General features: G+C 36.1%; 15 protein-coding genes. 3 read left to right on the top strand and 12 right to left on the bottom strand.

What is annotated here, in order from left to right:
* Positions 1 to 275: 275 nt before the first annotated feature.
* On the top strand, positions 276 to 1,040 hold the full coding sequence (locus JCM15579_RS14325; RefSeq protein ID WP_054721132.1) for a hypothetical protein: 765 nt from the start codon (positions 276 to 278) through the stop codon (positions 1,038 to 1,040).
* Positions 1,041 to 1,360: 320 nt separating this feature from the next.
* On the opposite strand, the gene JCM15579_RS14315 is transcribed toward JCM15579_RS14325, so the two are convergent.
* The 7 genes from JCM15579_RS14315 to JCM15579_RS14285 all read right to left on the bottom strand — a co-directional run bounded on the left by JCM15579_RS14315 (position 1,361) and on the right by JCM15579_RS14285 (position 11,136).
* A complete protein-coding gene (locus JCM15579_RS14315) occupies positions 1,361 to 2,035 on the bottom strand; it encodes a peptidoglycan DD-metalloendopeptidase family protein (RefSeq protein WP_054721130.1) in 675 nt (224 codons plus the stop codon).
* 197 nt (positions 2,036 to 2,232) lie between these two features.
* Positions 2,233 to 3,363: an amidohydrolase gene (locus JCM15579_RS14310; protein ID WP_083464696.1), complete on the bottom strand. Its 1,131-nt coding sequence runs from the start codon at positions 3,361 to 3,363 to the stop codon at positions 2,233 to 2,235.
* Between the two features lie 172 nt (positions 3,364 to 3,535).
* Positions 3,536 to 4,336: a methyltransferase gene (locus tag JCM15579_RS14305; RefSeq protein WP_054721128.1), complete on the bottom strand. Its 801-nt coding sequence runs from the start codon at positions 4,334 to 4,336 to the stop codon at positions 3,536 to 3,538.
* Between the two features lie 467 nt (positions 4,337 to 4,803).
* Positions 4,804 to 6,648: a membrane protein insertase YidC gene (gene yidC, locus JCM15579_RS14300; protein ID WP_054721127.1), complete on the bottom strand. Its 1,845-nt coding sequence runs from the start codon at positions 6,646 to 6,648 to the stop codon at positions 4,804 to 4,806.
* 46 nt (positions 6,649 to 6,694) lie between these two features.
* The gene (gene pyrG / locus JCM15579_RS14295; RefSeq protein ID WP_054721126.1) at positions 6,695 to 8,296 is read right to left on the bottom strand and encodes a CTP synthase; all 1,602 of its coding nucleotides are present in this window, start codon (positions 8,294 to 8,296) and stop codon (positions 6,695 to 6,697) included.
* Positions 8,297 to 8,484: 188 nt separating this feature from the next.
* A complete protein-coding gene (locus tag JCM15579_RS14290; RefSeq protein ID WP_054721125.1) occupies positions 8,485 to 10,407 on the bottom strand; it encodes a DUF349 domain-containing protein in 1,923 nt (640 codons plus the stop codon).
* A 291-nt stretch (positions 10,408 to 10,698) separates the two neighbouring features.
* Positions 10,699 to 11,136: an Hsp20/alpha crystallin family protein gene (locus tag JCM15579_RS14285; RefSeq protein ID WP_054721124.1), complete on the bottom strand. Its 438-nt coding sequence runs from the start codon at positions 11,134 to 11,136 to the stop codon at positions 10,699 to 10,701.
* 268 nt (positions 11,137 to 11,404) lie between these two features.
* On the opposite strand from JCM15579_RS14285, the gene trmD reads away from it, so the two are divergent.
* The gene (gene trmD / locus JCM15579_RS14280; RefSeq protein WP_054721123.1) at positions 11,405 to 12,082 is read left to right on the top strand and encodes a tRNA (guanosine(37)-N1)-methyltransferase TrmD; all 678 of its coding nucleotides are present in this window, start codon (positions 11,405 to 11,407) and stop codon (positions 12,080 to 12,082) included.
* A 34-nt stretch (positions 12,083 to 12,116) separates the two neighbouring features.
* Here trmD and rbr read toward each other — a convergent pair whose 3' ends face one another.
* Positions 12,117 to 12,695 carry a rubrerythrin gene (gene rbr / locus JCM15579_RS14275; protein ID WP_054721122.1) on the bottom strand — a complete coding sequence of 193 codons (579 nt, stop codon included), beginning with the start codon at positions 12,693 to 12,695 and terminating at the stop codon, positions 12,117 to 12,119.
* Between the two features lie 480 nt (positions 12,696 to 13,175).
* Between rbr and JCM15579_RS14270 the strand changes: the two genes are divergently transcribed.
* Positions 13,176 to 13,925 carry a TorF family putative porin gene (locus JCM15579_RS14270; RefSeq protein ID WP_054721121.1) on the top strand — a complete coding sequence of 250 codons (750 nt, stop codon included), beginning with the start codon at positions 13,176 to 13,178 and terminating at the stop codon, positions 13,923 to 13,925.
* Between the two features lie 243 nt (positions 13,926 to 14,168).
* On the opposite strand, the gene JCM15579_RS14265 is transcribed toward JCM15579_RS14270, so the two are convergent.
* From JCM15579_RS14265 to JCM15579_RS14250, 4 genes are all read right to left on the bottom strand, one after another.
* The gene (locus tag JCM15579_RS14265) at positions 14,169 to 14,660 is read right to left on the bottom strand and encodes a 7-carboxy-7-deazaguanine synthase QueE (protein WP_218186189.1); all 492 of its coding nucleotides are present in this window, start codon (positions 14,658 to 14,660) and stop codon (positions 14,169 to 14,171) included.
* 128 nt (positions 14,661 to 14,788) lie between these two features.
* Positions 14,789 to 15,715 (bottom strand): hypothetical protein, encoded by a 927-nt coding sequence (locus JCM15579_RS14260; RefSeq protein ID WP_054721120.1) that lies wholly within the window; start codon positions 15,713 to 15,715, stop codon positions 14,789 to 14,791.
* A gap of 73 nt (positions 15,716 to 15,788) precedes the next feature.
* The gene (locus JCM15579_RS14255; protein ID WP_054721119.1) at positions 15,789 to 19,148 is read right to left on the bottom strand and encodes a PAS domain S-box protein; all 3,360 of its coding nucleotides are present in this window, start codon (positions 19,146 to 19,148) and stop codon (positions 15,789 to 15,791) included.
* A gap of 100 nt (positions 19,149 to 19,248) precedes the next feature.
* Positions 19,249 to 19,710, bottom strand: coding sequence for an Lrp/AsnC family transcriptional regulator (locus JCM15579_RS14250; RefSeq protein ID WP_054721118.1), 462 nt, complete (start codon positions 19,708 to 19,710; stop codon positions 19,249 to 19,251).
* Between the last annotated feature and the right edge of the window lie 145 nt (positions 19,711 to 19,855).

Below are 19,855 nucleotides of genomic sequence, written 5' to 3'. Positions count from 1 at the left end.
ACATCAGATTGATTTTAGATTTACCATATCATTAATATTTTTTTTAAAGAATTTTAAATTCTCTCTACACCTTTAAATTCGCAGGAAGTGATGGATTTCAACATCCAGTATGAACTTAATCTTTTATCAATAAATCAGCATATTATTTTTATTTTTAAATATTGTTTCATAATTTCATTATCGTTTTGTCAACCATGAAAGCAAAATAATCAGAGCAGAAATTAATGTAGAAGGATTAGTGCGGAGGAAATTATTAACCTTTAAACATTATTAAAATGTCTGAACAACAAAACTATGACGACAGCTTGGTAGAAATTAAAGCTGTGAAAAACGAAAATGTAAAACATTGCAGCATGCCTGTTGGAATGTACATTCAAGAGATTAAAGCAATGATTCATGTGGCAAAAGAAGACTTGCCTTTGTTGACCCCTGTTGGATATACCGCAGAAAACCTTACCAAACTTGAAGTTCTAACAGGAGCACTTTCTATTGCACAGGCCATTTGGGATACCCAATTAACGGCGCAGAAAGATGCTCAGAAAAAATGGCAAAAGGATGCACCTGCCATGTTTGAGCTAATTCGTGATTTATATGAAAACATGCGCTTTGCTTACCGCAAAAACGATGAATTACAAGAAATTCTTGATGAAATAAACGAAGGTGACTCCAACGCAGATGCTGTAATGGACCTGTTAAGGCTAGGGACACTGGGAAATAATAATCAAGAACCATTAACAGGTATTGGATTCGATATCGCAAAATGTAATACCGCAATTAGCGAATCGGAACGCATGGGAGCTCTCTTGGCAGAAGTAAACGGTTCGTTGTATGTTGACGATGACAGAAAGGTAATCCGCGACAAAGCATACTCTTTGGTGAAGCAATATGCCGATGATTTAAAGGAATACGGACAATTTGCATTTAGAGACGAAGAGGAACATGCAATGCTATATTCTAGTAAATACCTGAGAAACAAGAAAGCTGAATACCGCCGTAAGAAAAAAGAAGAAGAAAATACACAAGAAGAAACAGTAAGTTAATGTTCATAAATACGGGTTTTGAGTTTTACACTTGAGAGGGAATCTGCGGATCCCCTCTTTTTTATGGTGGTAAGACAGGAAATAAGATGAAAAAGACAAAAGTAGATTCCAGTCTTCGGTCTTGGAGAGTGTCAAACCTGTCTTGGAGGCTTCACCCAACTGTCTTTTTACACCTGCCCCTTGTCTTGGAAAAGGTTCTTCTATGTCTTGGAGCACCTTACGGCAGTCTTGGAGTTCTTTTTTTGTGTCTTGGGGTAACTGACTTCTTGTCTTGTTGATAGTGGCTTTTGTCTTGTTAAAGCTTTCAATTTGTGACACAATCACTTCAGTCTCAAAATCAAATTGGGATCAGGACAGGTATTGAGGTAATTTTCGCGATCGGCCTGGTTGCATACACCTGGAAAATCTCCCTTGCGACCATTCATATCTGCGATGATCTGAAAGTGCAGATGAGTAGGCCAATTGCCATTCTCCTGATCGTTACCCAATTCGGCAAACTGCTCGCCTTGCTTTATTTCTTGTCCTACACTTTTCCCTTTTAGCGATTCAACAGAGAGATGTCCGTAAAGGGTATAGAATATAGTTCCTTCTACACAATGTTCGAGTATGATGGTTGGGCCGTAATCGCCAAACGAATCGTTGTTTTGAAAGCTATGGATTTTGCCATCCAAAGGTGCTGCAATGCTGGTATTGGCTGCCAACCAAACGTCGGTTCCCAGGTGAATGCTTCGTGCATCGTCCCCCTCACCAAAGTGTTTGCTCTTGCGATAAATCAGCCTGTCCTCGTTGTATCCACCAATGGCATATTTGGCGCCAGTTTGTTGTAAGCAATCCGAAATGTATTGCTGCAAGGCCTCCACAGAACTCAAGTCTATGGAGTACAGGGCTTGATTATCGATGGACAGATCGAGCTTGTGATGCTTCTCTTGATTTAAGTTGAATGGGAAAATATCGGTAAAGAGGTGTTGATTGTTTTTAAGTAGTTGAGATAACATTATTGTGTTGGTTTAGTTTTTAGCTCAAAATATTTATTGAGAGTAATCTTTACTCCTTGTTGTCCTAAAGCCGGACAGGCTTTTCATTAAGTGATGAGTAATTCCAAGTTACCATTACCCCAAACCCCTAAAGGGGCTTTTCCTGTGCGCTGTTCCCTTTAGGGAATCGAAGGGTTAGCGTTGGAAAGGCTGCTAACTTATTCCCCGTTTATTTTTTGGTACAGACCTGTAAAGATCGTAAGTCCTGTTTCGATGATCTCGTCAGGAAAATCGTAGTCGGGATGATGCAAGGCTGCCTGATCTACTCCGGCTCCCAAACCAAAAAATCCGCAGGTGTATTTCTGAGAGAAATAGCCAAAATCTTCGGACCACTTAAAGGGTTTATCCATGTATTTATAAGACAAATTATGCTCTTCGGCCAAATCCTGCAGCATATCCACACATTCATCTTGATTTACCGTTGCCGGAAATTCTTCGTGGTAAGCAATGCTGTATTCCAAATTTTCCTCAGCAGCAATTCTATGTACGATCTCCTCCGATTTTTGGGTAAGAACCATCATATCCACATTCTCGAATGAGCGCAGGGTAACGCCCATTTCGCCGCTCCCCGCCGAAGTTCCAAAGGACTGCTCGCCCATACGAATATAGATAAAGGTTAGTAGGGTATGATCGGTAAACAGGGCTTTGTTGTTGAGTAAATCGTTTAACTCTCGACTGATTTTTGAAATGGCAATGGCCGGGTTTCTTCCCTTCTCGGGCTCAGCCGCATGAGATGTTTTCCCTTTTAATCCAATGGTCATTCCTTTTGATGCTGCAGAAAAACTTCCACGTCGCAGCAAAATGGTATTGGTCTCTTGCCCGGGTACGTTGTGCAAGGCAAACATGTAATCTGGTTTCAGATCAGCAAATTTTGGATGAAACAATACATCCTTTGCTCCTTGCTCTACCTCCTCGGCTGGTTGAAAGAGCAAGATCACCTTGCCTTTGCATGGCGGATTTGCTGACAATTGCTGGGCCATACCAGCCAATATAGTCATGTGTCCATCGTGCCCACAGGCATGCGACACTCCGTTGTATATTGAGGCATACTTTACTCTCGTATTTTCTTCTATTGGCAATGCATCCAATTCTGCACGAAACACGGTAGTTTTGCCCTCTTCGGCTCCCTTAAATACAAATGCCCTTCCCGTATCTCCCAAATGGATGACCTCATAAGGATGATAGTCTACCATGAAGTCGACAATGGTTTGAGCGGTTTTATATTCCTTATTGGATAGTTCGGGTTGTGAATGTAGCTGATGCCTTAAGGCTATGAGTTTTGAGTTCATTTTATTCGGCTTATGTTTGCTTATGTGTTAAAGTTATGTGAAAGATAGTGATAAATTGTATTATCACCTCACACTAGTCCTCTGCTTAAGGAGTGGAAATTGGAACCATCTGGATTGTGTAGAAAACTCCCCTTCTCCATGAGGAGAAGGAGATGGAGGATGAGATTATTTCTCATTCCACCCACTGAAGTTCTTCTTTTAAAAGCTCTTCCAAGTAAGGTTTCATTTTAAATTCTTCACTTACTTTTTTGTATTCGTCGGCAATATCAAAAGTCTTTCTGAAATCAGTTCTGGTAGCTCTTAGCATTGTATTTTTCTCGGTAAATCGAGAAGATACAAAGTCGAAGATACTTACCTTAAAGCCCATCAGTTCCAGAAGCATGGCACGTAGGGAATCAGATATCATCATAATGGTTTTATCACGGAATGCCTTGTGACGTATTACTGATTTAAAGGTTTTTGATCTCATTGTAATGGAATGTTGACAACAAGCTACACTAAAAATAAATCGTGCATTATTCCTGATAGCCAAATGCATGGTTTTATCGGTTGCTGTATCGCAAGCATGCAATGAATAAACGGCATCTACATTCCCATCGAAAGTGAATTGACTAATATCATTAGCATGGAAATGCATTCGATCAAAATTCATTCGTTTGGCTAATTCTCTGTTCTCAGCCATTAGTCTTTCATTAATATCAACACAATGAATTTCGATGTCTCTTTCATCTATTTTCTGATAAAAGAAATAGATTAGAAAACTTAGATAGCAATTTCCTGCAGCACTATCTATAAATACCAATTTCTTCTTTTTCGATATTTTTTTAATGTCAGCATGCATAATTTCGAGGAATGCCAATACCTGTTCTATTTTTACCTTTTTATCTAATGAAGCATTTCCGTAACGGTCTTGTAGTCGAATGATATAGAACAAATCATTCAGTTGTTCTCTTGTATTTTTATTTAAAAGCATACTATTCGTGATTGTAAAATTTCACGAGGCAATTGATGCAATACCATGATTAAGGGAATATTTTCGCTGGAATGAGGAAATATATAAATACGATTAATCTAATTACACCAATCTACCTCTACAAAATGTAAAGTATAAATTGAAAGCAAGCCAAGCTTTTACCCTTTTAAGGCAAAGCGTGTCTTCAGATATGTAATTAAGATTTGTCGTTCCCAAACCATTATTCTATGAACAACGAACGGGTTGGATTTCCAGCATTAAATTTTGAATTCTTTGCGAAGCTACAAAAAATTAGGATGCGATAAAATAAAACGCTACAATTCTTCATTGTTAACCTGATCTCAAACCAGACTATTTTTTATCACCTCACCCTAGCCCTCTCCTTGAGGAGAAGGGATTGGGGGATGAGGTTCCTAACAAAAAAGCCCCACATAAAATGCGGGGCTGTATATAGAATCGTAATGATCTTATTTTTTAGGAGGCTTGTAACCTCTTTGCTTTGCAGCTTCTTCCAAACGTTGTTGGAATTTTGATTTCTTCACTGGCTTTTTCTTGTTTGCCTCGATAGTTGCCAATACTTTGTCTTCGTCAACCATATACTTACGGATTGCCCAAGTTTGAACAATGGTAAATAATGTTGCAATAAAGTAGTAATACGAAAGACCTGATGCATAACCATTGAACCAGAATAGGAACATTAGTGGCATTAAATACATCATGGTTTGCATACCCGGCATTTGTTGCGACGACTGCATTTGGCTATTCATACGAGTGTACACCAAGTTGGTAATTGCCATCAACAAACAGAATAAACTAATGTGATCACCATAGAATGGAATGTTGAATGGTAAATCTAAAATTGAATCGTATGATGATAAGTCTTCTGCCCAAAGGAAACTTTCCTGACGCAACTCAATGGATGCAGGGAAGAAACGGAACAATGCAATCAGAATTGGGAACTGTACCAACATTGGCAAACATCCACCCATTGGGTTCACTCCTGCCTTTTTGTACAGTGCCATGGTTGCCTGCTGGCGCTCCATTGCTTTATCCTTTGGTATTCTTTCGTTGATTTCATCGATTTGTGGCTTCAACACCTTCATCTTAGCAGTCGACATGTACGACTTATAAGTTAATGGTGCTAAAATCAACTTGATTAATATGGTTAAAATCAAAATGATGATACCGTAGTTACCAATGTGTTTTTCCAGGAAGTTGAAAACAGGGATTACAAACCATTTGTTTACCCAAGCAAACATTTTCCATCCCAAGTCAACTAACGAATGCAATTCGATATCCTTACCGTACTTTCTTAAAGTTTGGTATTTGTTAGGACCGAAATAGAAATTCATTGGGTAATTTTCCAATTGAGATCCTTGATATGGCAAAGAAATCGCTGCCGAGAAGTTCTTCAAAATTGGAGAATTTTCTTCCATATCAGTCGATTTCAGCTCAATTCCTTTGAATGAATCATCAGCAATCAATACAGATGAAAAGAATTGTTGCTTAAAACCAACCCATTTTACTTTAGTTGATAAACTCTCTTCTTTTGAACCTGTTATACTTTCAACATCATCCTCGAAAAATTTATAAGAAATATTGGTATACTGATTTTCGAACTTGCGACCTTTTTCCTGGCTAGGAATATCAGCTGCCCAGTTGAAGGTTAAATCTCTTTGATTCAATGAAATTACATCTTGCATTCCTACTACGTTGATATCAAAACCAAGCATGTAAGAATCCGGATCTAATGAATATTTGTATTCGATGTATTTGCCTTCGCCAGCATGTAAACGCATGCTAACAACTTGTTGTGCTGTTGATGCATCAACTGTTTTAACCGAATTCACAGGAGTAAAATACAAATCCTGAGTATTCATTGGTTTGTTCTCAGCATAGAAAGCCAATCCGAATTTGGAATTTTTCTCACCCCAAAGTATCAGTTTTTTTGCATCATGAGTTTTATATTCTTTCAACTCTACATTAGCAATTCTCCCCCCCAAAGTATTGATGCTAATCTTCACCAATTTATTTTCAAGGGTAATGATTTCCTCTTTTTGCTGAACTGCTCCTGCAAATGCTCCATATTCACTTTGAAGTGCTGCAGTATCTTGTTTCTTTTCTGCGTACTGCTTTTTTAAGGCCTCAACTCTTTCCGCTTCTAATTGCTCTTCATGCAATCTTTCAACACGCGCAATCGAATCTCTGGTCTTCATGGCTTTGATTTCTTCATCCGATGGTTTTGTCAGGTAAGTATACCCAATCAAAATCGCACCGATGATAACCAAGCCCCAAATCGAATTTTTATCCATATTCTATTATTTTATCTTTTCTAAGTAATGTATTGTAATCTAAAGATTACTTTTCCATTGCTACTTTTACAAACTCAACAAACAATGGTTGAGGTCTGATAACCGTACTTTTGTATTCTGGGTGGAATTGTACACCAACAAACCATTTATGGCCTTCAATTTCTACCGCTTCAACCAAGCCTGTATCTGGGTTCATACCAACAGCTTTCATACCTGCAGCTTCGAATTGCTCCAAATATTCGTTGTTGAACTCATAACGGTGACGGTGACGTTCCGAAATTTCTTTTTGCTTGTATGCTGTAAATGCTTTCGAATCTTCTTTTAAGATACAATCGTAAGCTCCCAAACGCATGGTACCACCTTTCTCGGTTACATTCTTCTGCTCTTCCATTAGGTTGATAACCGGATGTGGAGTTTTCGGATTCATTTCCAAAGAATCTGCACCTTCAAGTTTTAATACGTTACGTGCAAACTCGATTACCGCAACCTGCATACCTAAACAAATACCCATGAACGGGATGTTGTTTTCGCGAGCATACTGTACTGCCAAAATCTTTCCTTCCAATCCTCGGTGACCAAATCCTGGTGCAACCAAAATACCTTTCAGGTCTTTCAACTCTTTCTGGTAATTGGCTTCATTCAATTTCTCAGAGTGAATCCATTGGATTTTCACCTTACACTCGTTAACCGAACCTGCATGAATGAATGATTCTGCGATTGATTTGTAAGCATCATGTAACTCCACATACTTACCAACCAAACCAATCTTCACTTCCGATTTTGGATTCTGAAGACGAGTCAGGAATTTTGTCCATTCCTTTAATTTTGGTTCTTGCTTTAAGTCTAGTCCAAGCTTTTCACAAACGGTTTGATCAAGCTTTTCTTCACGCATTTTCAATGGCACTTCGTAAATGGTTGATACATCAATAGATTGAACTACCGCTTTAGGATCAACATTACAGAACAATGCTACTTTTCTTCTAACATCAGCAGGCAATTCATGTTCTGTTCTTAATACCAATACTTCCGGCTGAACACCTGTTTCCAACAATGACTTCACAGAGTGCTGTGTTGGTTTGGTTTTCAACTCGCCTGAAGCAGCAAGGTAAGGAACCAAAGTCAGGTGAATTACCAAAGCATCGCGTCCAAGCTCCCACTTAAGCTGACGAACTGCCTCAATGTATGGTAATGATTCAATATCACCCACAGTACCACCGATCTCAGTAATTACAACATCATACTTGTGTTTGGTTCCCAACAATTTAATGTTTCTTTTGATTTCATCTGTGATATGAGGAATAATCTGAACCGTTTTTCCTAAGAAATCTCCTTTTCTCTCTTTATTGATTACGTTACGGTAGATTCTACCTGTAGTAACATTGTTCGCCTGAGATGTTGGAGCATTTGTAAAACGTTCGTAGTGTCCCAAATCCAAATCAGTTTCCGCACCATCATCAGTAACGAAACACTCTCCATGTTCATATGGATTTAATGTTCCTGGATCTACATTCAAATATGGATCTAACTTTTGGTTAGTTACAGAGTATCCTCTGGCTTGCAATAATTTAGCCAGCGACGATGCTATAATTCCCTTTCCCAATGATGAGGTTACCCCACCTGTAACGAAGATGTATTTGGTTGTTGACACTTTATAAACTTTTTTAGTTGATTTATTAAAGCTGCAAAAGTAGTCAAATTATAGGTTTTTAGGAAACAAATTCAATGTTTCAAACTATCATTTGTCGATTTCTTTGCGCAAAGAATAAATTATCGAATATAAAAAAAAGCATTCCCCACCTCGAGAAATACTTTTAAACGCATCTATTTTGTACGAACTTAAGAAACTAAACCGTCAATAACTTTGAGCTTTTCGTTCAAGATTGTGAGGTTTTGTTTCCCTTTCTCAATCTTCTCTTGAATCTCACTTACCACATTCGAATTCTTTGATGAAGAGAAAAATCCAACATTGTTTTCCCAAAGGGCAATGTCACTTTCCAGTTGCCTGATTTTACTTACAATCTTATTTCTCTCAATAATGATCTTATCCTCAGAATTATTCATGGTCAAGAAAGTATCAATCTTCGATTTAAACTTTTGAACTTCCTTGTTCTCACTATCCATATTCATTCTATCATACAAGCCATTAATGGCTTTTCTGAAAGATTCTTGCAACTTATCTTTCTTCTTATAAGGAACATGCCCAATCTTCGTCCATTCTTTTTGGAACTGACGCAAAGTATTTAAATTACTCTCGTTATCGTCTCCAAGTTCAAATCCCCTCACCTTTTCTATTAATGCTTCTTTCAACTTCAAATTCTCTACTTGTCCTGTATCCGCATTATCGAAATGTTCAGATTTATTATTAAAAAACTTGTCGCAAGCCGCACGAAAACGAACCCACAGGTCCTCAGAAACCTTTCTTGGCACGGGACCTATATTTTTCCATTCTTTTTGTATGGCAATCAATTTATCCGTAGTTTCCTTCCAATCCTGACTATCTTGCAAACTTTCTGCAATGGCACAGAGTTCCTTCTTTTTTTCCAAATTAACATTCAACTTATCCTTCAAAGCCATGTAAAAGTCACGCTTTCTATCGAAGTAAAGGTCACAGGCGGCCCTAAACCTCTGATAAATTCTGTTGTTATCTTTTTTAGGAGCGAAACCAATGGTTCGCCATTCTTTTTGAAGATTAATTATTTCTTTAGAACTGGAATTCCATTCCTTGTGAGAACCAATCTCACGATTGGCAATTTCTTCAGCTTTTTCGCAAAGAACCGTTTTTTTGGACAAATTATTTTTCTGTTCAGATTTTAAGCCCTCGTAATACTCCTGATGTTTACGATTGATAATTGTTGTAGCATCCTTAAATCTTGTCCATAATTTTTCTTTCTCTTCACGCGGCACAGGTCCAATCTCTCTCCACTGCTCATGATATTTTTGAAGAGTATTAAAAGCTTTCACTACTGAGGATTCATTCAACAACTTCTCGGCCTCTTCACAAAGTTTAATTTTAGAAGTCATATTCTTCTTCAAATCAAGATCGCGAAGTTCCTTATTGATTTTAATGTAATCGTAAAAATTCTCGACATGATGATGGTAATTATCCCAAAGGTTTTTTAATGCCTGCTGTGGCACCATTCCTATGTCATGCCACTTCTTTTGCAAAACCCTAAATTCATTGAAGGTTTTATCGAATGATTCTTTTCTGTTTACCAGTTCTTTAATATCCTCAATTATCTGGTATTTCTTTTTAAGATTATCTTCCTTCTCTTGTTCTACATTGCGGTTTAACTCTGATTTCTTCTCTTTAAACTTTTGCAACATTTCACGAACCTGAACTTCCAACTCGTCTGTACCGAAATCAAATTCCTCTTCAACGCCACCATCTGCAATAAACTTTTGTTTCGCAGCATCAACTTCTTCCTTGTGCTTTTTATAAAAGTTTTGTTTTATTGCATCCACTTTTTCTTTTATCGCCGACAACGATTCATTTTCAAGAAGTAATGCCAAGCGATTTTTCAATTCGCTTTTCTCCATTAAAGTATAGTCAGGCTCTTTCTGAAGTTCAGAATCATTTTCTGAAGTAGAATCAGAATTATCTTCTGCCTTGCTATCCATTTCAGGCTCCGAATTTTCTGTACTAACATTATCTTCTTTTAAATTTTCTATTTCATGAGAATCTACAACATTATCTTTCGCTTCTAAATTTTCATTCAATTCATTCTCATGTGAGGGATTTGACAGATCTGGTGCTTTCATGTAAATTGAGTTAGATTAAGTTTCGAACAAGGCAAAACTCCCGTTAACAATACCACCTAAAAGAAAACTTTTAAGCCTACTCTTACGAATTTAACTAATTAAGTGCTAATCCTCAAAGATTTTAAATATTTTCTTACCCTTTAAAACAAAGAGGTTCATGCGATACATGAACCTCTTAACCAAAACAAACTAATTAACTAACCTAAATTTCTCCATAATTCGGAAAAATCTTTCTCCTTAAACCTTACTCATTATTATGAATATTACTTATTCAATTTCTTATCAATTCCTTTATTTTATCTCGATATTATGAACTTGAGGCTTTCTCTCCTCAACTTTTGGAAGAATGATATTTAATATTCCATTAATAACTTCAGCAGAAATATTCTGTTGATTGATGGTATCAGCTAACTTAAAGCTACGCTCAAATTTGTACACTCCAAACTCTCTTCTTAGGTACTTTTTATCTTCTTTTTCTACTTTCTTCTCAGCCGAGATTTTAACATAACCATTCTCCACCCTAATATTCACATCTTCTTTTGCAAAACCAGGAATAGAAACTTCTATCAGATAGTAATCCTCTTCTTCGATAACATTTGTTGCTGGACGAAAACCACTTTCTCTTTCCACAGCAGCTTTAAAACTATCCTGAGTTTCTTTAAACAATTGATTCATTAACTGATTTGTAAAAAAATCATTTGGCCTTTTTCCATATCTTAATAATGTCATAATTCTAATCTCCTATACTTTTATTAATTTTTCGGCTCCGGATTCCGATCATTTTCATTTTCAAATTCGACGAGTAATCTTCAAATGGCATACCATCACGAAAAACAATTTAAATTGTCAGTTTTTCCTTGTTTTACACTGTCATATTGTCTTTATATCTACAAAACCAACTGTCACATTGTCTTCTTTAAATGAATTAGCATCTTCATTTTCTATTTTCTTGCATCACTTGCATGGGATATATACTTTTACACAAAATTTAAAATAAATGAGAATCGATATATTAACTGTTGTTCCTGAATTATTGGAAAGTCCTTTAAACCATTCAATAATTCAGCGTGCAAAAGATAAAGGTGTAGTTGAAATACACATTCACAACATTCGTGATTTTTCGGAAGACAAGCACAATAAAGTTGATGATTATGCATTTAGTGGCGGAGCTGGCATGGTAATGCGATTAGAGCCTGTTGTGAAAGCGATAGAACACTTAACGGATCAAAGAGAGTATGATGAAATCATTTTCACAACTCCAGATGGTGAACAGTTCGAACAAAAAACTGCAAATACCTTATCGCTAAAGGAGAATATTATAATCCTTTGTGGTCACTACAAAGGAATTGATCAAAGAATCAGAGATCATTTTATTACCAAAGAAATTTCGATAGGAGATTTTGTTCTTACCGGAGGTGAACTTGCTGCTGCAGTAATTATAGATAGTGTTGTTCGCCTGATTCCTGGAGCTATGAACGATGAAACTTCTGCTCTTACCGACTCCTTTCAGGATAATTTGTTATCTCCACCAATCTACACTAGACCTGCAGAGTTTAGGGGGTGGAAAGTACCTGAAATTTTACTTTCTGGAGATCACAAAAAGATTGAGCAATGGCAAGAAGAACAAGCCTATTTAAGAACTAAAAAATTACGTCCTGATTTATTGGATGAATAAGAAAGGCTCCTTAATGGAGCCTTTTCTTTTTTTATTAATAGTTTTTCGCTTTTCTCTCAAAATATGCTTGAGGATGTTCACATGCAGGACAATTCTTAGGAGCTTTACTGCCTTTATGTACGTAACCACATTTGCGGCAATACCACTCTTCCTCTTCTTCTGATTCAAATACTTTTTCTGCTTCAAGATTGCTTAAAAGCTTTAAGTATCTCTCTTCATGCATTTGTTCAACCTTAGCAATTAATTTAAATGCAGTAGCAACTTTTTTAAATCCTTCTTCCTCAGCGATACGTGCAAACTCAGGATATAATTCGGTATACTCTTCATTTTCACCACAAGCTGCTGCCTTTAGGTTTTCCGCAGTTGTACCTACTTTTCCTGCTGGATATGCAGCTGTAATTTCCACATCACCACCTTCTAAAAAGCTAAAAAAACGTTTAGCATGTTGCATTTCTTGTTCTGCAGTCTCTAAAAACAAAGCTGCAATTTGCTCATAACCTTCCTTTTTTGCCTGTTTTGCAAAGTAAGTATATCTACCTCTAGCTTGCGATTCACCAGCAAATGCTTTCAAAAGGTTCTTTTCAGTTTCGGTTCCTTTTATACTTTTTTCCATGGTATTATTTTTTTGATTCTGTTATACGAATATCTTGATTTTTACTACAACATAAAAGAAATTCAATACTAATCAAACAATTTATACTGATTACAAAAAAGCTTAATATTCCAATCAAGTCTGATTTCAAGTACAGTTAGGACAATAATCTCTAAACTAATTAAGTCAAAATATAAATAACCAAGGTGTATTTCTTAAAAAACACTTTTATGCAATCACCCCCTAAATTTAAAGCCTTTGCACTATTTTTTTTAATCTTTTCATTAAACACACCCCTATTTTAATTTGCTATTTTAAATTTTTTTTGACTATTTTTGAATCACACCCCATTCGTTAGGGCTAGAATTAGAAATTAGTTGATTTGCACCAACACTTACCCCCTTACAAAAGGGGTAAGTGTTATTTTTTTAGTTAAAAACCACAATTTATTTAATCGATATATAACTATTTACCTTAATTATTAATCTAAAAACCATTATTATGATGAAAATCAAAAAATTAACCACATTACTTATTGGATTTATTATCATCACATGCCCATTATTCGCTCAAAACGAAAAAGGCGATATATCCTTAGGGGCTGACCTAATGAGCAGATACATTTGGAGAGGCACTCAATTTTCGACCAGTCCCGTAATTCAACCAGGAATTGAATACAGTAAGGGGGCATTTGCAATTGGCGCGTGGGGCTCTTATTCCTTTGATGGTGATAATGACGGAGCAGAAGCTGACATTTACATTTCATACAGTTTTGCAGACAATTTATTTACTGCAACCCTTACCGATTATTTCTTCCCAAATGATCAGATTGCAGCAAACAACTCCTATTTCGATTTCAAAAAAGAATCAACAGGTCACATTCTTGAAGGAAGTATTGCTTTTAATGGCACGAAAAGCTTTCCTATAAGCATTATGGCTGCAATAAACTTCTGGGGTGCAGATCAAGATGTAAATGGTGATCAGCAATATTCTTTATACATTGAACTAGGACATAGCTTCACCTATAAAGATGTCAATATTGACTTGTTTGCAGGTTTCACTCCTATAGATGCAAATGAGAACAAAGGAGAATCTGGCTTTTATGGGGATACAGCTGGTTTTGTAAACTTAGGCTTTACAGCATCAAAGGAAGTAGCAATTACAGAAAAGTTTTCACTTCCACTTTCAGCTTCTGTTATTGCTAACCCAATGTCCGAAAATCTATTTTTAGTGTTTGGAGTATCATTTTAATCGCAATATTTTTTCCAATTATTTAATTGATTAGCTTAGGACAAAGAAGGGCATTCAAAATTTTGAATGCCCTTCTTTCTTGTTCTTTTATATATGCTTTATGGTATTCTCATAAACTTATGAGATTGTAAAGAAATATTCCATTTCGGATTATTCTTCACGTACTCAACTATTGGTTTCACATTGTGAACATATTGGCTCCATTCTGACTGGAGATACAACAAGCAATCATCACCTACATTTTTAGCCAATTTCCTCTGCCCATTCAAAATCTTTTTCCAAATCGTAAATAATCACTTTAAGCTCATTGGCTTTTTGATAGGATGAAGGTACCGGCAATTTATTTCTCTTTGGCGATAAACAAATCCAATCCCATTCACCACTGATTTCATATGCCCCAGAAGTTTCAAGGAAATTCTCGATATTGTGTTTCTTCAATTCTGTACACAAAGGCTCCAAATTATACAAGGATGGTTCACCTCCCGTTACAACAACTGATTTTGCCGGAGATTCAACAGCTTTTCTCACCACCTCTTCAACTGATATTAATCGATGCTCTGCAGGATTCCAAGAGATTTTACTATCACACCAACGACATCCAATATCACAGCCACCAACTCGAATAAAATATGCAGGCTTACCAGTATGATACCCCTCTCCTTGAATGGTATAGAAATCCTCAACCAGAGGTAAATCTGTTCCTTTGTCGAATATTTCTTTGTACTTATCTTTCAAAACCTTCTTCTTTTCTTATAAAACAATCTTAAAACTGTGGCTGTTTAGCAAATTGGGCTACAAAATTAGAAGCTTTTTAAGGAATTCAAAATCAAAGCAAGAGATTATTTGATACATCATTCCAAAGGTTAGTTCTTAATCCACTGTTTCCAATCAATTTTATATACCGCTTGCGCCTGCTTTGTAGCTTCGGTATTTATAAGCAACTCATCACAATCTGTAAAAACTACACCTTCCGTTTGAGCTCCTCCTAAAGAACTTAAATTTAATCGAATATGCTCTCCACGAAAGAAATCCGATCCAATAAAGTTATAATAAAGAATCATGTAAGTTCTGTAGTTTTTATAACCTACCAAAGCCATAAGTTTGCCATCGGGGCTGATATCTGCACCCGTAACCATAAAATCAGTATCAAATTCAGCTTTTGGTTTTAAATCGTGATGCTTAACGGATTTTTCCATTACATACATCCTGGTTTTTAGATTTTCCCAATTTTTGGTGAAAAAATACAAAGAATCTCCATAAGAGAAAAAAGCTTCACAATCATAATTATGATTGTGTTTTTTGCGTTTAAAATCCTTCTGATCTGCCCATGCAAAACTAATTTCATCAGCTGTAACACTTACCTCTGGTCTATCATCAATTTCAAATTTATCTACCCTGAAAAGTTTAAGATTCTTGCGATTTCCTTTATTATTTCCAAATTCACCAATATAAAAATACTTCTCGTCTTCAGCCAAATCCTCCCAATCCAAATTTGCAACATTCTTTATCAGTAAAGTTTGCTGTAAACTCCCTTTTAAATTATATGCATACAGTGCCGGAGCTCCCCCACTATCGTTATTCACCCAAATTAAACTGTCATGCCAAATCATGCCCGATTGCTCTTCTACCACCTTTGGCAATTGGTCCGAAATTAAAATTGGATCATATTTTACCCAGTTGTAATTTTCTCGTTCACGACTGATTGATTCCTCTTTGTTTACTTGAGAAGAGTGACGACAAGAGATCAGTAAAATAACTAATAGACTTAATGCGAAGGCACAGTGTTTCACGATATGTTGTTTTTAATGAAAAACAAATCTGTGAAATTTTATTGAATATTAAAAATATTTAGAACACTCCAATCTACTTATCCAAAATATAACTTTGTAACAACTCAAACAACTTGATTCTGTCTATGGGCTTGGTGATATATGCAACGCAACCTGAATCCAATGCTTTCTGCCTGTCGCCTTTTAAAGCGTAAGCCGTTTGTGCAATAATTGGCATACCTGGTTTTTGCTCCAATATTTCTTTTGTAGCATGATATCCATCCAAATGAGGTATTTTAACATCCATTAAAATCAAATCAATTTCTGAATATGATTGCACCATACCTACAGCATCAACCCCATTTCTTGCCCACAACACCTTTGCTTTGGTGGGGGTTAAAATCTCTTCCAGAAGATCATAATTTATCTCAACATCCTCAACTATCAAGATACTTTTATCCTTTAAATTCGGTGGTTTCATAAAACTTAGCTTTTCACAATCCTTAGAGTCAGGTATAGTAACTACATTATTTAACTTAAAGTAGAAACACGACCCTTTTCCTTTTTCTGATTCTAACCAGAGTTCTCCCTCCAACAAATTAGCTATCTCCTTACAAATTGCCAAACCAAGGCCAACACCAGATTGCAATCCCCAATACGGCTCTTCTACCTGACGGAAAATATCAAATATTACTTCTTTATGCTCATCAGAAATACCAATTCCAGTATCCGATACAAAGAATACAATATTTTTATCATGAACCTTACATCCATAATCAATCTGCCCTTTATCTGTGTATTTAATTGCATTATTCAAAAGATTGGTTATCAACTGCATTACTTTAGTCCTGTCTGAAGTGATGAAAATATCACAATCGCTACAGGATTTAAAGTTGGTTACAACCTCTTTTTTATTATGCTTTTTCACCTCTGCCTTTACATACTGCTGAATAGTATTAAACATTTCGAGTAACGAGAACTGATTGACATTCACTTTCACCTCCTTAGCTTGCAGTAATGAAACATCGAAAATGGATTCAATAATTCTTAACAGGTGCTTTCCACTAGCTTTCACAATTCCATTCCACTTTTCTATTTTATCGGCTGGTGAATCTGGTTTTAGCAATGTACTAAAGCCTATTATTGCATTTAAAGGCGTTCTTAACTCATGAGACATGGAAGCCAAAAATGTTGATTTTAGCTGATCACTCTCCTCCGCCTTTTCTTTTGCAAAAATCAGTTCCTGTTCATATCTCTTTCGACTAAGAACACCCGCCAACATATCTGTAAAAGTTTTGATGTGAATCACATCAGTTTTATTCCATTTTTTTAAATGAATTACCACATCAAAAACAACACAACCAAGTATATTTTCTTGGGTAATTAATGGAAATACCATAAGAGATTTCACCACTTTCCTTGGATCATATTCGAAATTGCCAAAAGCATGAGCTGGCAATTTTTTAATATCATCTACTACAACGCTTTTATGCTTCTTAAATCTTTCAATCCACCATGAAAAACCATCGCTTAACATTAGTTTTGGGTTATCGAACCGAGCGATTTTCTCATTTGAAAACCACTCGTGGGTTCTTTCCAAATATTTTTGATTCTTGCTTACCAAAAACATATAGGCTCTATCTGCCTTTGTGTGGCAGGCAATTTTCTCTAATGCAGAATCAATCGCATTGTCAATATTCTCAATCGGAGTACTCACCAAATCGGCAGATATTTTACTAAGTAGCTTTTCAATCCTCGCTTTTCGAGCCAATTCAGTTTCTGCTTTTTTCTGTTTGCTAATGTCTCGAACTACGGTTTGAATGTACTTTTCTCCTTTGAGATTGATTAAATTCGCCGTTAGCTCAACAGGAAACTCCTCTCCTTCCTTCGTACGATGCCATGTACGCATAAAGAAACTACCTAACTCTTCGATAATTTCTTTTATTTCGTCAACTTTCTCTTTGTTTAATACACCTTTGCGAGCAATATCTTTTGGACTTAAACTTCTAAACTCCTCTTTTGTATATCCATATCGATCAACTGCAGTATCATTCACTTCAATAAAATTCTGTAAATCTTCTCCTTTCCATGGATGTACAAACACCGCTTCGTTTAAAGAATTGAATAACAATCGAAACTTACTTTCACTTAACGCAAGTTTCTGCTCCGCATGTTTTCTTTCCGTAATATCCGCAATGTAACCTTCAATAAAAAGTGGTTTGCCCATTCTGTCTTTTATAGTAAGACCTTGTTCAAACACCCACTTCTGCTTGCCTGATTTGGTAATAATTCTGTATTCTAAAGAGAATCTTTCATTCTTATCGCCTGCCGTAAAAACCTCTTTGGCTACATATTCTCTATCATCGGGATGAATAACATCATTAAAAGCCAGACTGGCATTGTAATTTAGCTCTTCTGCCGTATAACCAGTAAGTTCATTTACTCCTTCACTAACAAATAGCATTGTCCAGTATTCATCAGCCAAGCAGCGGTAGGCCATGCCTTTTAGGTTTCCAATTAAAGTAGTTAACCTTCTTGTGGCTTCAATTACTTTGCGTTGCGAACGCTTTTGCTCTGTTACATCACGAATAATTACCGTAACTTCTTTTTCTCCAATCGCACTTAGGCGAAATTCGTAATAACAAACACCTTTATTCTCTACATTTTTTCGATAATCAAATATTTGAACTTGCCTTGAATCAAAAGCCTCTTCCATTGCATCTGAAAACTTCTCTCTTAATTCCAGATCAAACAAGTTTCTGATATTAACATTATCAATATTTTGGGGATAGGTGAATAGTCCATTGGGTTTTTCGTGCAGATCAATGATCTTACCATCACGTGTAACTCGAATGATTAAATCAGGTATGGTTTCAAGTAGTGCTTTAGCTTTTGCTTCTCCATTTTTTATTTGTTGATCTGCTTCAATTTTAGCCGTAATGTCTTCAAAAATGGTAAAAACCTTGGTGGGTTTGTTGGTCTGCTTGTCCAACATCGGCGTTGCAGTTACACTTAGCCAAATGTAATCCTGCTTTTCTGGGTTAAACACCCCTAAAGTAGAATTTGAAACTTCTTTTCTTGTATCTAATGCAACTTTTGCAGGATGGGTATTTACATCCATTAATGTACCGTCGGGCAAAATATTCCTCATTCTAGGCTCAAAGCTGTCTATTCCCAGCAAATCTTTAATTGGTTGTCCCAATATTTTCGATGCTGCGGGATTTGCATAGCTTATTTTTCCATCAGCATCTCTAATAATTATACCCTGTCCTGTAGATTTAAAAAGCAGATTGTACTCGTCGTTGGTTCTAGTATTTTTAAGCTCATTTGCCAAATAAGTATTTTCAGAATCTAGAGCGGATATCTGCTTTTGCAATTGCTCTATCTGTTCCTGATACTCAAACAGTCGCTTTTCAAATTCATCCGGCGATATGTTCTCAAAACTTTCCGACATTCCTGATTTTACATTAAATACCAAATTAGCAATCCTTACTAAGTTAATAAAAATCGCGTCAAGTATTTAATCTAATCGGCAAAAGAATTCTTGAATTAAATTAAATGTAATATTCAGAACTATGCTTTATTTCTTTGATTACAAATGTACTATTCAGTACTCCAATATTCTTTATTTTAGATAGCTTATACCGAACAAATTCATGATATTCTTCAAGACTCTTTACATGAATTTTTAAAATAAAATCAACCTGACCTGCCATGTGGTAACACTCTTGAACTTCCTTTAAATCCTGTATTTGCTCTTCAAATTCATCAATAAAAGTCTCATCATGGTAACGCATGGAAACCTGACAAATAGCTGTCACACTTCGCTCAATTCTTTTTTTATCGAGAATTGCCACGTATTTTTTAATGAACCCCTGATTTTCCAATCTCCTGATTCTCTCATACACTGGCGAAGGAGTTAAATTCAGCATATTTGCAATCTCTTTGGCTGTTTTCTTTGAATCGGTTTGCAATATTCTAAGAATCGTTTTATCGGTTTGATCAAGCTTATCCATAAAAGAAATTTTTACTCTGATTTATAACGTTTGCGGAAACGTAAAAGTAGTTTTATCTGTTAAGTGTCACAATATCGGTAATTTTTACTTATTTAAACAAAAACACTATGTTTTTTATCGGAAACACCTTTACTTTGTCAGTATA

This window comes from Marinifilum fragile JCM 15579 (genome assembly GCF_001310955.1).
GTDB lineage: Bacteria > Bacteroidota > Bacteroidia > Bacteroidales > Marinifilaceae > Marinifilum > Marinifilum fragile.
This window is presented reverse-complemented; position numbering and strand designations above follow the sequence as displayed.

What these genes read in the sequence shown, in the direction of transcription:
- JCM15579_RS14325 (WP_054721132.1), top strand. Translation starts at nt 276, where the DNA reads ATGTCTGAACAACAAAACTATGACGACAGCTTGGTAGAAATTAAAGCT.
- JCM15579_RS14315 (WP_054721130.1), bottom strand. Translation starts at nt 2,035, where the DNA reads ATGTTATCTCAACTACTTAAAAACAATCAACACCTCTTTACCGATATT.
- JCM15579_RS14310 (WP_083464696.1), bottom strand. Translation starts at nt 3,363, where the DNA reads ATGAACTCAAAACTCATAGCCTTAAGGCATCAGCTACATTCACAACCC.
- JCM15579_RS14305 (WP_054721128.1), bottom strand. Translation starts at nt 4,336, where the DNA reads ATGCTTTTAAATAAAAATACAAGAGAACAACTGAATGATTTGTTCTAT.
- yidC (WP_054721127.1), bottom strand. Translation starts at nt 6,648, where the DNA reads ATGGATAAAAATTCGATTTGGGGCTTGGTTATCATCGGTGCGATTTTG.
- JCM15579_RS14290 (WP_054721125.1), bottom strand. Translation starts at nt 10,407, where the DNA reads ATGAAAGCACCAGATCTGTCAAATCCCTCACATGAGAATGAATTGAAT.
- JCM15579_RS14285 (WP_054721124.1), bottom strand. Translation starts at nt 11,136, where the DNA reads ATGACATTATTAAGATATGGAAAAAGGCCAAATGATTTTTTTACAAAT.
- trmD (WP_054721123.1), top strand. Translation starts at nt 11,405, where the DNA reads ATGAGAATCGATATATTAACTGTTGTTCCTGAATTATTGGAAAGTCCT.
- rbr (WP_054721122.1), bottom strand. Translation starts at nt 12,695, where the DNA reads ATGGAAAAAAGTATAAAAGGAACCGAAACTGAAAAGAACCTTTTGAAA.
- JCM15579_RS14270 (WP_054721121.1), top strand. Translation starts at nt 13,176, where the DNA reads ATGATGAAAATCAAAAAATTAACCACATTACTTATTGGATTTATTATC.
- JCM15579_RS14255 (WP_054721119.1), bottom strand. Translation starts at nt 19,148, where the DNA reads ATGTCGGAAAGTTTTGAGAACATATCGCCGGATGAATTTGAAAAGCGA.
- JCM15579_RS14250 (WP_054721118.1), bottom strand. Translation starts at nt 19,710, where the DNA reads ATGGATAAGCTTGATCAAACCGATAAAACGATTCTTAGAATATTGCAA.